Source organism: Streptomyces daliensis (genome assembly GCF_054782395.1).
The window spans coordinates 23,505-36,477 of the sequence record NZ_BAAGSO010000123.1; the positions used below are offsets into that span (position 1 = coordinate 23,505).

A 12,973-nucleotide genomic window follows, 5' to 3' on the forward strand; every position below is an offset into this window, starting at 1 on the left:
TTGGTTCGTCCGTTCGGGGTACTCGCGGCGCCGGGGTAACTCATGGCAGATGAAGAAGACATCGCACCGATCGAAGTGATGCGAGCGGCTCGCGACGAACTCACCGAGCTGACGGGCCTGAAGGCGGAGACGGTCTCGCGCCTGGAGTCCACCGAGGACGGGTGGCTCGTGCAGGTTGAGGTACTCGAACTCGCCCGCATCCCCGAAACGATGAGCCTGCTGTCCACCTATGAGGTGACCCTCACCAAGGACGGACAGCTCAGTGGCTACCAGCGCATCCGGCGCTATGAACGCGGCAAAGCGGACAAGTCCTGAGCGCTGAAGCCCGCGCCCATCGTCCGAGAGCAGCGCACCCAGGAGGGGTGACACAGCGACATGACCGTAGTTCCCGCACAACAGCAGTCCGGAGGCGGCGGCACCAGTGGCTTGTACGACGTACTGGAGCTGATCCTCGACCGCGGCCTGGTGATCGACGCGTTCGTCCGCGTCTCGCTCGTGGGCATCGAGATCCTCAAGATCGACATCCGTGTCGTGGTGGCGAGCGTGGACACCTACCTGCGCTTCGCCGAGGCCTGCAACCGCCTCGACCTGGAATCCGGGCCCAACAAGAGCCCCGGCCTCCCCGACGTCGTCGGCGAAATCACCGAGTCCGGCGCGCGCGGCAAGTCCAAGGGCGCGCTCTCCGGAGCGGCCGAGACCCTCTCCGACGCCTTCAAGCAGGGCCGGGAGGGCGGCGAGGGCCGCGAGGAGAGCCGTGAGTCCGCGCCGCGCAAGCGCCGCAGCAGCACCTCGACCACCCGCAGGAAGGAGGAGTCCGAGTAATGAGCGTCTACGTGTACGGCATCGCACGCGCCGACCACCCCGCGCTGCCCGACCGGATGGACGGCGTGGGCGACCCGCCCCGTCCCGTCCGCTCGCTGCGCGAGGGCGGCCTCGCGGCCGTCGTCAGCGACTGCCCGCCTGACCTGCGGCCCAAGCGGCGTGACCTGCTGGCGCACCAGCAGGTGCTGTCCGAGGCGAGCGCCTCCGACGTCGTGCTCCCGCTGCGCTTCGGCAGCGTCTCCGAGGACGAGGACGCGGTACGCGAGGTCCTCTCGGAGCACGCCGACCACTACCGCGACCAGCTCTCGGAGCTGGAGGGGCGGGTCGAGTACAACGTGAAGGCGGCGCACCGCGAGGACGCCGTGCTCCACCAGGTCGTGATGGAGGAGCCGGAGATCCAGTCCCTCAGCGCGGCCAACCAGGCCGCGGGCGGCGGCTCCCACCAGGACCGGCTGCGGCTGGGCGAGATGGTCGCGCAGGCGATCCGGGACCGCGAGGTCCGGGACGCGCGCAACCTGGAGGAGGCGCTGGCGCCGCACGCCGAGCGCTACTGCCCTGGCCCCGAGGGCACCGGCTGGCTGGCCAACCTGTCCTACCTGGTGGGCCGGGAGGCCACGGAGGACCTCCTGCTGGCCGTGGAGGAGTTGCAGGAGCGCAACCCCCACCTGGACATCCAGCTCTCCGGCCCGCTTCCCCCGTACAGCTTCGTCACGGCGCCCGACGACGCGGCGGCGCCCGCTCCGGAGAACGCCCCGCGGCCCGCTCCGCAGAACGCGGAGTAACCCTGATGGGCCTCATCAGCGAAATCCTGCTGCTCCCGGCCGCCCCCGTACGCGGGGCCGGCTGGGTGCTGCGGCAGGTGGTGGCGGAGGCGGAACGGCAGTACTACGACCCGGCGGCCATCCAGCTCGAACTCCGGGGCCTCGTGGAGGACCTCGAGAGCGGGGCCATCGACGAGGAGGAGTTCGACCAGCGCGAGGACGCCCTGCTGGAACGCCTGGAGGACGCGCGCAGACGACAGACACAGCAAGGAGCTCACTGAGATGACGAACCGGCTGGCACTCACGTTGGCCGTCGCGGGCGGCTATGTGCTGGGCCGCACGAAGAAGGCGAAACTGGCCATCGGGATCGGTGGCATGGTCCTGGGCAAGCGGCTGAATCTGAGCCCCCAGCAGCTCACCAGGCTGGTGAGCGACCAGGTCAAGGCCAACCCGCAGCTCGCCGAGCTGGGCGGTCAGCTCAAGGACGACCTCTCCGGCGTGGGCAAGGCGGCCACGGGCGCGCTCATCAACCGCCGCCTGGACGCTCTCGCCGACTCGCTGCACGACCGCACCCTGGACATCCAGGACCAGCTCGACCCCACGCGCCTCGCCCGTCGCGACGAGGAGTCCGAGGACGAGGGCGAGGACGACGTCGTGGACGAGTACGAAGACGAGGAGGAGTCCGAGGGCGAGGACGAGGAGCGGGACCCGCGCGACGAGCGGGACGAACGGGACGAGGCCGACGAGGAACGGGACGACGGCCAGAGCGGCCCGAGCGGCAAGGGCGAAGGGCGCAGGTCCGCCACCAAGACGGCCGCCTCGCCGAAGCGCACCACGCGGAGCGCGAAGACGGCCAAGAGCGCCGCGTCCGCCAAGGGCGCGAAGTCGGCGACGAGGAACGCCACGTCCAAGACCACCTCGGCCGCGAAGCGCACGGCCAAGACGGCGAAGACGGCCAAGAGCGCCAAGAAGGCCGGTACCGCGGGAGCGGGAGGGGGTGGCGGCCGTGGCTGAGCGGCAGCGCGACGGCGGTCCCGTCAGCGGGATCAAGGACACCCTCACCAACAGTCCGGCGACCGGGCGGCTCAAGGAGGCCGCCGCCGCCTACGCGGCGGCCCAGGCCCAGCGCCTGCTGGTCTCGACGGGCAGGAAGCTCGGCGAGACCACCCACCTCCTCAACGACGTGGCGGAGGGCCGCAGTCCGGGCCTCACCAAGATGGCCAAGGAGGGCGGCAAGAAGTTCGCCGAGGGCAAGGGCCCGCTGCGCTCCGTGCTGGAGATCGGCGCGAGCGGCGTCAAGGACAAGGCCAAGGACGCCTTCCAGAACCTGACCGGCGGCGGCAAGAAGAAGGGCGGTGGCGGCAAGGGCAAGTTCGTCACCATCGTCGAGCAGGCCGACGTCGGCGTCCCGGTGCGCGAGGCGTACAACCAGTGGACGCAGTTCCAGGAGTTCAGCACGTTCGCCAAGGGTGTGCAGGGCGTGGAGGCCACGGACGACGTGTCGTCCAACTGGCGCGCCAAGATCTTCTGGTCCAGCCGCAGCTGGCAGGCGAACACCACCGAGCAGGTGCCCGACGAGCGGATCGCCTGGACCTCGGAGGGCGCCAAGGGCACCACGCGCGGCGTCGTCACCTTCCACGCGCTCACCGACACCCTGACGCGGGTGCTGCTGGTCATCGAGTACTACCCCAAGGGCCTGTTCGAGAAGACCGGCAACATCTGGCGTGCGCAGGGCCGCAGGGCCCGGCTCGACCTCAAGCACTTCCGCCGCTTCGTGATGATGCGCGGCGAGGCCACCGGCGAGTGGCGCGGCGAGATCCGCGACGGCGAGGTCGTACGGACCCACGAGGAGGCCCTGGAGGACGAGGACCGGGGCACCCACGACGAGGCCCCGGACGACGAGGAACCGGAGGACGAGGACCGCGGCGCCCACGAGGACGACGTCTATGAGGACGAGGAGGAAGAGGAGGAAGAGCCCGCCGAGGACGAGGAGGCGGAAGCGGAAGCAGAAGCGGAAGCCGAGGCGGACGAGCGCGAACCCGAACCGGAGCGTGTGCGATGACGACTGTTCCCGAACGCTATGCCTCCTCCAACGGCGGCTCGAACCTCGCGGACATCCTGGAACGCGTCCTCGACAAGGGCATCATCATCGCGGGCGACATCCGCATCGACCTGCTCGACATCGAGCTGCTGACCATCAAGCTCCGGCTGATCGTCGCCTCCGTCGAGCGTGCCGAGCAGATGGGCATCGACTGGTGGCGCGACGACCCGTCGCTCTCCTCCAACGCGCGCAGGAACGAGCTGGGCAGGGAGAACGACCGTCTCCGCGAGCGCATCGCCGAGCTGGAACGGAAGGAACTGGAAGATTGAACGCGCGACTCACCTACGTCTACGGGGTCGTCCACGAGGACGCCGTCCTGGCGGGGGCCGAGGAGCGGGACGGTCCCCCGGCGGAGCTGCGCGGAGTGACCGGAGTGGCCGGAGCGCCCGTGCACACCGTGCGGCACGCGGGGCTGGCCGCGCTGACCAGCCCCGTGCCCGCCGAGGACTTCGACGAGGCGGGCCTGCGGCGGCATCTGGAGGATATGGCGTGGCTGGAGGCGGCGGCCCGCGCCCATCAGGGCGTGGTCGACCACGCGGCCCGTACCGCCTGCGTCCTCCCCCTGCGGCTGGGCACCGTCTGCCATGACGAGGAGGGTGTCAGGCGCCTCCTCGACGAGGGCCATGACCGGTTCAGCGCGGCGATCGCCGCGCTGGAGGGGCGGGTCGAGTGGGGCGTCAAGGTCTTCACGGAGACGGAGCCGGAGACGAAGGAGCCGCAGGAGCCCGCAGCCCCCTCCCCCACGACGGGCGACGGCACCGGCGCGGGCGGCACCGGAACCGGAACCGGCAGCGGAACCCGCACGCGCACCGTCCCCTCGCGCGGCGCGGGCCGCGCGTATCTGCGGCAGCGCGGCCAGGCCCGTCGCACCGAGGAGGAGCGCACGGCACGCGCGGACGCGTGCGCGCGAGGCGTCCACGACATCCTCGCCGGCCTGGCCGAACGCCACAGGCTGCACCGCCCGCAGCACCCCGAGCTGTCGGGCGAGCGGGCCGAGAACCTGCTCAACGCGGCGTATCTCGTGCCGGACGGGCAGTCGTCGGCCGAGTTCGCGCGGCGCGTGACCGAGCTGGCCGAGAGCAAGAAGGGGGTGCGGATCGAGCTGACGGGCCCGTGGGCCCCGTACTCGTTCGCCGAGGTGGTGACACGTGACGCGCCCGCACACGGCTGACTCCGGCACCGGCACGGGCCCCCGCAAAGCCCCCGCGCCCCGCGGCCGTCCCGGACCCCGCGACGTGGACCCCGTCGAGCGGGCCCTCCAGGAGCGGGGACCCACCGTCGGCACGGGGGCCAGGCGGCGGCCCGACCCCGATCTCCACGAGCCCGTACCCGGCGAGCCGTTCGCGCAGCGCCAGGTCGCCCTCGTCGACCTGCTGGACAGGCTGCTGGCGGGCGGCGCGGTCATCGCGGGCGATCTGACACTGCGCATCGCGGACGTGGACCTGGTCCGCATCGATCTGCGCGCGCTGATCAGCTCCGTCAACGAACGAGTGCCCTCTCCCTTCACCGATGTGAAGCCCCTCGACGATCCGCGCGCCGCCCAGGACCCGCCGCGGGAGCGCCCGCTGGACCACCCGTACGACCCGCAGGACGACGACGCGACCGAGGAGCCCCCCTCATGAGCGACACGCGTGATACGCGCGACAGCGAACGGACGCCGCACCGCACCGTGGAGCTGGACCGGGACACCGTCGAGCGCGATCTGATGAAGCTGGTGCTCACCATCATCGAGCTACTGCGGCAGCTCATGGAGCGGCAGGCGCTGCGCCGGGTGGACGTCGGCGATCTGACGGAGGATCAGGAGGAGCGGATCGGGCTGACGCTGATGCTGCTCTCGGAGCGCATGGACGAACTGTGCGAGCGCTACGAACTCGACCCGCGCGACCTCAACCTCGACCTCGGGCCGCTCGGGCCATTGCTGCCGCCACGGTGACGCCCCATCATGGCGTGAGCCCGTGTAAAGGCCCCGTGCCCGTGCCGTGCGCCCATGCCGCGCATGCCGCGCATGCCGCGCACGTCCAGCCGTGGCCCGCACGAGCGGCGCAGCCCGTTACGCACGCACAGCGGAAGCGAGGGGGCAGGGATGGCGACGCAGACCACTGAGGCGAGCACGGGTCCGGGAGCGTTACGGCGCACCCGGCGGCCCGGCAGCGTCGTCGTGGACTGGCTGACGACCACCGACCACAAGAAGATCGGCCACCTCTATCTGGTGACCTCGTTCGGCTTCTTCCTGGTCGGCGGCGTGCTCGCGCTGATGATGCGGGCCGAACTCGCGCGCCCCGGGCTCCAGTTGATGACCAACGAGGAGTTCAACCAGGCGTTCACGATGCACGGCACGATCATGCTGCTGCTCTTCGCCACCCCCACCTTCGCGGGCTTCGCGAACGAGATCATGCCGCTTCAGATCGGCTCGCCCGACGTGGCGTTCCCGCGGTTGAACATGCTCTCGTTCTGGCTGTTCCTCTTCGGCGGCATCATCGTGCTCAGCAGCTTCCTCGTGCCCTCTGGCCCGGCCGCCTTCGGCTGGTTCGCCTACGCGCCGCTCAACTCCCTGACCCGCTCGCCCGGCATCGGGGCCGATCTGTGGATCATGGGCCTGGCGCTCGCGGGCTTCGGCACGATCCTCGGCGCGGTCAACTTCCTGACGACGATCATCGGGATGCGCGCGCCGGGCATGACGATGTTCCGGATGCCGGTCTTCACCTGGAACACCCTCTTCACCTCGATCCTCATCCTGATCGCCTTCCCGGTGCTGGCCGCCGCGCTGCTGTGCCTGGAGGCGGACCGGCGCTTCGGTGCCGTCGTCTTCGAGTCGGCGAACGGAGGAGCGCTGCTGTGGCAGCACCTCTTCTGGTTCTTCGGGCATCCGGAGGTCTACATCATCGCGCTGCCGTTCTTCGGCATCGTCACGGAGATCATCCCGGTGTTCTCACGGAAGCCGATCTTCGGCTACGTGATGCTGGTCGGCGCCACGATGGCCATCACGGGCCTGTCGGTCGTGGTCTGGGCGCACCACATGTTCGCTACGGGGGCCGTGCTGCTGCCGTTCTTCGCGTTCATGTCGTTCCTGATCGCGGTGCCGACGGGGGTGAAGTTCTTCAACTGGATCGGCACGATGTGGCGGGGCTCCGTCTCCTTCGAGACGCCGATGCTGTGGTCGGTCGGCTTCCTCGTCAGCTTCCTGTTCGGCGGTCTGACGGGGGTCCTGCTGGCGTCGCCGCCGCTGGACTTCCATGTGACGGACACCTACTTCGTGGTGGCCCACTTCCACTACGTGGTCTTCGGCACCGTGGTCTTCGCGACGTTCGGCGGCTTCTACTTCTGGTGGCCGAAGTTCACCGGGAAGATGCTCGACGAACGCCTCGGGAAGATCCATTTCTGGACGCTCTTCGTCGGCTTCCACACCACCTTCCTGGTGCAGCACTGGCTGGGCGTGGAGGGGATGCCGCGCCGCTACGCCGACTATCTGGCGGCCGACGGCTTCACCGCGCTCAACACCCTCTCGTCCGTGGGCGCCTTCCTGCTCGGCCTGTCCACGCTGCCGTTCCTCTACAACGTCTGGAAGACCGCCAAGTACGGGGTGCGGGTCGAGATGGACGACCCGTGGGGCTTCGGGCGCTCCCTGGAGTGGGCGACGTCCTGTCCCCCGCCGCGCCACAACTTCACGACCATGCCCCGCATCCGCTCCGAGTCCCCCGCCTTCGACCTGCACCACCCGGAGATCCCCGCCGAGTCCCAGGAGCCGGGCCTGGTCAGCTCGGCCGGCCCGTCGGGTCCGGCAGGCCAGGCCGGTCAGGCAGCGCGCGGGAGAGACGGTCGCGCAGAGCCGTGACGTAGGCGTCGAACCCCTCCGGTTCGCGCACCTCGAAGTCGAAGCCGAGCAGCAGGATGTGCACGACGAGCGCCTCCGGCGAATAGCCGCCCGTGCGCAGCAGGCAGCTCTCCGCGTCGACGGCCTCCAGGGTGCCCGTCGAGAGCGAGATCCGCTCCGCCGCGCGCTCCATGGGCGCCCGCAGCAGCACGGTGGCGCTCACGGCGTACGCGCGGGTCGAGACGCCCTCGGACACCCATGCCGCCAGGTCCTCGGCGGGCGGCGTACGGGGAGCGAAGCGCGGCCCGTGCGGCGGCGTGAGCGTGATCCGGTCGACGCGGTAGGTGCGCCAGTCGGCGCGGTCCAGGTCCCAGCCGACGAGGTACCAGCGCCGCCGCGTACTCACCAGCCGATGCGGTTCGACGCTGCGGCGTGACGCGCTCTTGTCGTGCGACTCGTAGGCGAAGCGGACGCGCTCGTGGTCCCGGCAGGCGTGCGCGAGCTGGGTCAGCACGGCGGGATCGACGGAGGGGCCCGTGTGCGAGCGGGTCATGGGGACGGTGTACTCGGTGAGCGCCGCGACCCTGCGGCGCAGCCGGTGCGGCAGCACCTGTTCGAGCTTGGCCAGCGCCCTGACGGAGGACTCCTCGATGCCGCGCACGGCGCCGTCGGCCGCGCCCTGGAGGCCGATCGCGACGGCGACGGCCTCCTCGTCGTCGAGCAGGAGGGGCGGCAGCTCGGCCCCCGCGCCCAGTTGATAGCCACCGGCGGTGCCGGTGGCCGAGTGGACGGGATAGCCGAGGCCGCGGAGGCGGTCCACGTCCCTGCGGACGGTCCGCGCGGTCACCCCGAGCCGGTCGGCCAGCTCGGCCCCCGACCACTCGCGGTGGGCCTGGAGGAGCGAGAGCAGACGCAGCAGCCGTGCCGAAGTCTCAAGCATGGCGTGAGTGTGCCACCGGTCGCGGACAGCTTCTGTCCGCGACCGGTGGCACCCGTTCACGGGGTCACCTGGGTGAGGTCACCACCTGTACCAGCGTGCCCTCCGTCCGCCCGCGGCGGTGGAGCGCAGCAGGAAGCCGAGCAGCCAGATCACCAGGACCGCGATCGCGATCCACCACAGCGCCTTCAGCGCGAAGCCCGCTCCGAAGAGGATGAGGGCCAGCAGAAGTACGAGAAGAATCGGAACCATGGATGACAACACCTCCAGGCTCCGAGTTGCCCCGATCGGCCTTTCTACACCGCTTCTTCACCCTCTTCAGGAACGGCGACGGAAGCCACGGCACGCACGGCGAGGTCGTTGTCGAGCGTGTAGTACGGGCGCAGCGCGTACGTGCGCGGCTCTCCCGCACCGTCCGTTCCGTCCGCCCCGTCCGTCACCGTCACATCTCTCGGTGGATAAGTGAAGATCCGCTTCTTGTCGGGGACGTCGTCGAGGATGCGGGCGATCCGCACCGCGCACGCCTCGGCCGAGGGGCGCAGCCACAGGTCCCAGACGGGGTGCCGGGTCAGCGGCGCGTAGGGCAGCGCGGCCGTGAACGCGGCGCCATCCGCGTCTTCGTGGCCCTGCCCATCCTCCTGCCCGCGCTCCTGTGCTGACGCGAGCGGTACGGCGACCACGTCACCGTCCGCCGCTGCCCTCGCGCAGCGCGGGTGCGCCTCCAACCGGGCCGTGGGCGACAGGCGTGCGCCGTAGAGCCGTCCGCTCAGCTCCATGCCGTCGTCCTCGACGCGCAGTTCCCCCGCCTCCGCGTGCGGCCAGCGCAGCCAGGAGCGGACGGTGAGGTTCCCGTACTTGGTGGCGTACGGGATGCGCACGCCCAGCCAGGTGCGCCCCGAGCGCGGGGTGCGGTCCACCAGGGAGCGCAGGTCGTGGACGCCGGGCAGCAGCCGTCTGGGCTCCGCTTCGCCGAGGAGGAGCGAGGCGTCCCAGCGGCCCTCGGGCAGCGACATGGTGCTGGGCAGCGCGGCGCGCAGCGGTCCTTCCGCCGCCACGGGGGTGAGGGGCAACCGTACGGTGTCGCCGTGCTCGTCGTCGCCGCCGCGCCGTCGCAGCAGCAGCGCCGCGTCCCTGACCTCCTCGGCACGCTGATCGGCGAGGCGCACGTCAAAGGTGAGCCCTCCGGCGCGGTCGGCGGTGCAGTCGGCGCGCGGGCGCGGCGAGACGGGCCGCCCGCGGGGGCGGCTGCCGCCGCCGTGCACGGGAGCCGTGGGCGCGGCGGGGTCGGGGTCGGCACCGGTGCCGGACGCGGCCGGTCCGCCGGGGCCGCGCGCCCCGGAGGACGCGGCGCCCATGACGGCGGCACCGCCGGGCGGAGTGCCCGGCCGGGTGCCCGCTCTCGGGACGCCGGTTCTCGACGCGTCCGGCGGCGCACCCGCTCTCGCCGCGTCCGTTCCCACTGTCGTCGCTCCCCGCGCGTCCATGCTCGACGCGCCCGCTCTCGGTGCATCCGCTCCCGATGCGCCCGCTCCTGGCGCGTCTGTTCTCGACGCATCCGCTCCCGGTACGCCCGCTCTCGACGCGTCCGCTCCCACCGTCGTCGCTCCCGATGCGTCTGTTCTCGCCGTCGTCGCTCCCAACGCGCCTGTTCTCGGCGCATCCGGTCCCGACGCGCCCACTCTCGACGCATCCGCTCCCGGTGCGCCCGCTCTCGACGCGTCCGCTCCCGCCGTCGTCGCTCCCGGTGTGGTCGTGACCTGTGTGCTCATGCCCGGCCCCCCTGCGGCAGCGCGTCGAATCCCGTTCCCAGCAGCGCGTCCTTGGCCCGGTAGGCGCCGCCCAGCAGCGCCCCGCGCGCCCGGTGCAGTCCCCTGCTGCCGCGCGCCAGCAGATCGGTCAGCAGCGACTCGTAGCGCGCCCCGATCCGCGCCGGGTCAAAGCGCGCCGCGTCCGACAGCGCGGCCTGGCCCATGCGCTGCCGCAGTTCGTCGTCGTTGATCAGCCCGAGCAGTGCCGCGGCCACGGCGTCGGCGTCGCCCATGGGCACCAGGCTGCCGTCGACGCCGGGGCGGATGATCTCGCCGGGCCCGTGCGGGCAGTCGGTGGCCACGACGGGCAGGCCGCAGCGCATGGCCTCGACGATGGTCATCCCGAAGGACTCCAGGCTGGAGGTGACCGCGCCGATGGAGCCCTTGGTCCACTCCGCCTCGATGGGGTGCGCCGCGCCCATCAGGAAGACGTGGTTGTAGAGGCCGAGCGTGTCGATGAGGGAGCGCAGCTTCGCGTACTCCCGGCCGCTGCCGTAGATCCGCAGCCGCCAGTCAGGGCGCTCGGCGACGACCTTGGCGAAGGCCCGTATCAGCAGGTCGTAGCGCTTGGCAGGGGCAAGCCGCCCGGCCGCGACGACCCACTTCCCAGTGCCGTCGGCCGGTCGGACCTCGGGCGCGGGAACGCTGTTGGGCACCGCCTCGACGCGGACGCCGGGCAGCCGCAGCAGTCGCCGGTAGTCGCGCGCGTCGGCCTCGGTGACGGTGGTGACCGCGTCGAGCCGGGGATACGTGTCGCGCAGCATCAGCTTGAGCGGGGCCGAGTGCGTGGAGAGCGTGAGGTGTTCCTGCCCCACACGCAGCGGTCCCTTGCGCGTCTGACGGGCGATGTGCGCGTTGAGCCCGGGGCGCGTCCCGATCACGACGTGGGCGTCCGTCGTCGCGAGGTGTTCCCCGATGAGCCGGTCGGTGAGGGCGCTGTACTGCGCGTATCTGCCGTCGGCGCGCGGGAAGACCCGCGCGGGCAGCCGGTGTTCGGGGTCGTCCCCCGCGTAGTCGGGGCTGTGGCCCCGCAGATCGACGAGGTGCCGCAACCGCACACCGGGGCCCGGGTCGAAGACCGGCCGGTCGCGGTAGCGGAACACGGAGACCACCTCCACTTCATGCTGTTCCGCGAGCGTGCGTGCGAGATTGAAGGTGGTCCGGATCGTTCCCCCGATGCCGTACCCGCTGTTGATCAGAAACGAGATGCGCATGTCACCCGATCCCACGGTTCCCTGCGGGACGTCCCCCTTGTCCCGCCTGACACCCTGTGGGATGGGAATTCCCCCCGTCAGGTTGTGTGCTATGACCACCTTGTTCCACAAGAGTTCAGGCATCGTGACCGCGACGTGGGAACCGAACGGAGCGATTTGCCGTTCAGTTAAGGGAAGTGGGGGCCGCGGCCAGACGCTCCCCTGTTCTCTGCGCGCTCATGGGCGGTATCCGAGCTGCGGCACGGTGAAGCACGTCCGCTCCATCCCGGGGCCCTGTGTGACCCACCCCCGGCCGTCGCGCCAGCGTGCCACGGACAGGCAGGTGCGCCGCTCGCGCGGGGGCTCGGCGCGCCGCTCGTAGCGGACGGGCAGCAGCAGGCCCCTTGCGGTGTACGGGGTGTCGCGCTGCATGAAGCGCTCGACGCACGCTCGCGTGGGCTCCCGGCAGGAGGCCGCGGCGTCGCTGAACCACATGGCGGCTGCCCATCCCTCCAGTTGCCACTGGGACAGTCCCTCGCGCCCCGGGCCCGTGCGTTCCATGGCCCGCCGGAAGTCGCGGACCGCCGGATGGTCGGCGTCGGCGTAGTTGCGACTGCTACTCGTCGCCCACAGCGCGTTCCGGCAGCGCGGCGCGTCCGCGTAATCGTCCGCGACCGAAGACGACCAGTTCTGCACGTTGGTGACTTTCGCCGTGAGCCGCACCCCGGCCGCGTCCAATGCTTCGCACAGCCGCGCGTTGCCGTGCGTGTCCATGGCGTCGAAGACGAGATCGACGCCCTGGGCGCGCAGCTCCGCCGCGACCGCCCGGAAGTTCGGCAGCGCGAAGTCCACCTGCTGCGGCACCACCTCGTACCCCTCGGCCTTCAGCCCGCGCGTCACCAGCCGCGCGTAGGCGGCGGAGGCCGACTGGTTGTACGAGACGACGGCGGCCTTGCGCGCTCCGTGCTCGCGCTTGAAGTAGCGGTACACCTCGGTACCGCCGTACAGCCGCCCGTCCCAGCCGAGCTCGCCGCCACGGCGCGGGGCGAGGCTGCCGTAGATGCCGTACAGGTGCGGATAGGTGTCGTAGGCGGGCCCGATGGGCTGCCCCCCGATGTCCGGGACGCCCGCCTCGGCGACCTGCCGCGCTCCCGCGTAGTCCAGCGAGGCGCCCGCGACCAGCGCGAGGACCTTCTCCTTGCCCAGCAGCCGCCGCACGCACTCGCTGTTGCCCGCGCCGCTGCCGCCGTCGTCGCAGGTGGCCACGGAGACGCGGCGGCCGTGGATGCCACCGCGCGCGTTCAGCCGGTCGAAGTACGCCTTGGCGCCGTCGCGCGGCCCGGCGAACGCGTCGCCGCCGACCGGGCTGGTGGCGCTGGTGATGATGCCGACCTTGAGCGGTGCGGCGCTCGCACCGCCCGTACCGGTGCCGTCCGTGCGGGCGTCGCGGGCGCCGCCGCGTGCCTCGAAGTCGCTCTCGGGCAGTCTGCTGCCGCACGCGGCGGCGAGCAGCGCGACGAGGACGACGACGAAGGCGAAG

15 protein-coding genes and 1 pseudogene are annotated in these 12,973 nt (G+C 71.5%); 11 read left to right on the forward strand and 5 right to left on the reverse strand.

Going from position 1 to position 12,973, the window contains the following annotated elements:
• The first annotated feature begins 42 nt into the window (after positions 1-42).
• The 11 genes and pseudogenes from ACYVOO_RS35485 to ctaD all read left to right on the forward strand — a co-directional run bounded on the left by ACYVOO_RS35485 (position 43) and on the right by ctaD (position 7,516).
• Positions 43-315, forward strand: a complete 273-nt coding sequence (locus ACYVOO_RS35485) for a gas vesicle protein GvpO (protein ID WP_453351267.1) — start codon at positions 43-45, stop codon at positions 313-315.
• Positions 316-375: 60 nt separating this feature from the next.
• Positions 376-822: a gas vesicle structural protein GvpA gene (locus ACYVOO_RS35490; RefSeq protein ID WP_461019843.1), complete on the forward strand. Its 447-nt coding sequence runs from the start codon at positions 376-378 to the stop codon at positions 820-822.
• Positions 822-1,604, forward strand: coding sequence for a GvpL/GvpF family gas vesicle protein (locus tag ACYVOO_RS35495; RefSeq protein ID WP_461019844.1), 783 nt, complete (start codon positions 822-824; stop codon positions 1,602-1,604). Before ACYVOO_RS35490 ends, ACYVOO_RS35495 begins: the two co-directional genes overlap by 1 nt.
• A gap of 5 nt (positions 1,605-1,609) precedes the next feature.
• Positions 1,610-1,864, forward strand: a complete 255-nt coding sequence (locus ACYVOO_RS35500) for a gas vesicle protein GvpG (RefSeq protein ID WP_461019845.1) — start codon at positions 1,610-1,612, stop codon at positions 1,862-1,864.
• Position 1,865: 1 nt separating this feature from the next.
• Entirely contained in the window at positions 1,866-2,597 is a 732-nt protein-coding gene (locus ACYVOO_RS35505; RefSeq protein ID WP_461019846.1) for a DNA primase, read from the forward strand.
• Positions 2,590-3,645, forward strand: a complete 1,056-nt coding sequence (locus ACYVOO_RS35510; protein ID WP_461019847.1) for an SRPBCC family protein — start codon at positions 2,590-2,592, stop codon at positions 3,643-3,645. Before ACYVOO_RS35505 ends, ACYVOO_RS35510 begins: the two co-directional genes overlap by 8 nt.
• Positions 3,642-3,953, forward strand: a complete 312-nt coding sequence (locus ACYVOO_RS35515) for a gas vesicle protein (RefSeq protein ID WP_461019848.1) — start codon at positions 3,642-3,644, stop codon at positions 3,951-3,953. The genes ACYVOO_RS35510 and ACYVOO_RS35515 overlap by 4 nt, the downstream gene beginning before the upstream one ends.
• The gene (locus ACYVOO_RS35520) at positions 3,950-4,855 is read left to right on the forward strand and encodes a GvpL/GvpF family gas vesicle protein (protein WP_461019849.1); all 906 of its coding nucleotides are present in this window, start codon (positions 3,950-3,952) and stop codon (positions 4,853-4,855) included. The genes ACYVOO_RS35515 and ACYVOO_RS35520 overlap by 4 nt, the downstream gene beginning before the upstream one ends.
• Before the next feature lie 199 nt (positions 4,856-5,054).
• Positions 5,055-5,201 (forward strand): annotated as a pseudogene (locus tag ACYVOO_RS35525) (gas vesicle protein); the annotation flags it as partial.
• Between the two features lie 101 nt (positions 5,202-5,302).
• On the forward strand, positions 5,303-5,617 hold the full coding sequence (locus ACYVOO_RS35530; protein WP_461019850.1) for a gas vesicle protein K: 315 nt from the start codon (positions 5,303-5,305) through the stop codon (positions 5,615-5,617).
• 150 nt (positions 5,618-5,767) lie between these two features.
• Positions 5,768-7,516: an aa3-type cytochrome oxidase subunit I gene (ctaD, locus tag ACYVOO_RS35535; protein ID WP_461019851.1), complete on the forward strand. Its 1,749-nt coding sequence runs from the start codon at positions 5,768-5,770 to the stop codon at positions 7,514-7,516.
• On the opposite strand, the gene ACYVOO_RS35540 is transcribed toward ctaD, so the two are convergent.
• The 5 genes from ACYVOO_RS35540 to ACYVOO_RS35560 form a co-directional block, all read right to left on the reverse strand.
• The gene (locus tag ACYVOO_RS35540) at positions 7,437-8,435 is read right to left on the reverse strand and encodes a helix-turn-helix transcriptional regulator (protein WP_461019852.1); all 999 of its coding nucleotides are present in this window, start codon (positions 8,433-8,435) and stop codon (positions 7,437-7,439) included. The genes ctaD and ACYVOO_RS35540 overlap by 80 nt on opposite strands.
• Before the next feature lie 78 nt (positions 8,436-8,513).
• A complete protein-coding gene (locus ACYVOO_RS35545; RefSeq protein WP_453351141.1) occupies positions 8,514-8,684 on the reverse strand; it encodes a hydrophobic protein in 171 nt (56 codons plus the stop codon).
• Between the two features lie 44 nt (positions 8,685-8,728).
• Positions 8,729-9,787, reverse strand: coding sequence for a hypothetical protein (locus ACYVOO_RS35550; RefSeq protein ID WP_461019853.1), 1,059 nt, complete (start codon positions 9,785-9,787; stop codon positions 8,729-8,731).
• A 410-nt stretch (positions 9,788-10,197) separates the two neighbouring features.
• Positions 10,198-11,454 carry a glycosyltransferase gene (locus ACYVOO_RS35555; RefSeq protein WP_461019854.1) on the reverse strand — a complete coding sequence of 419 codons (1,257 nt, stop codon included), beginning with the start codon at positions 11,452-11,454 and terminating at the stop codon, positions 10,198-10,200.
• Positions 11,455-11,670: 216 nt separating this feature from the next.
• A complete protein-coding gene (locus tag ACYVOO_RS35560) occupies positions 11,671-12,945 on the reverse strand; it encodes an ABC transporter substrate-binding protein (RefSeq protein ID WP_461019874.1) in 1,275 nt (424 codons plus the stop codon).
• Between the last annotated feature and the right edge of the window lie 28 nt (positions 12,946-12,973).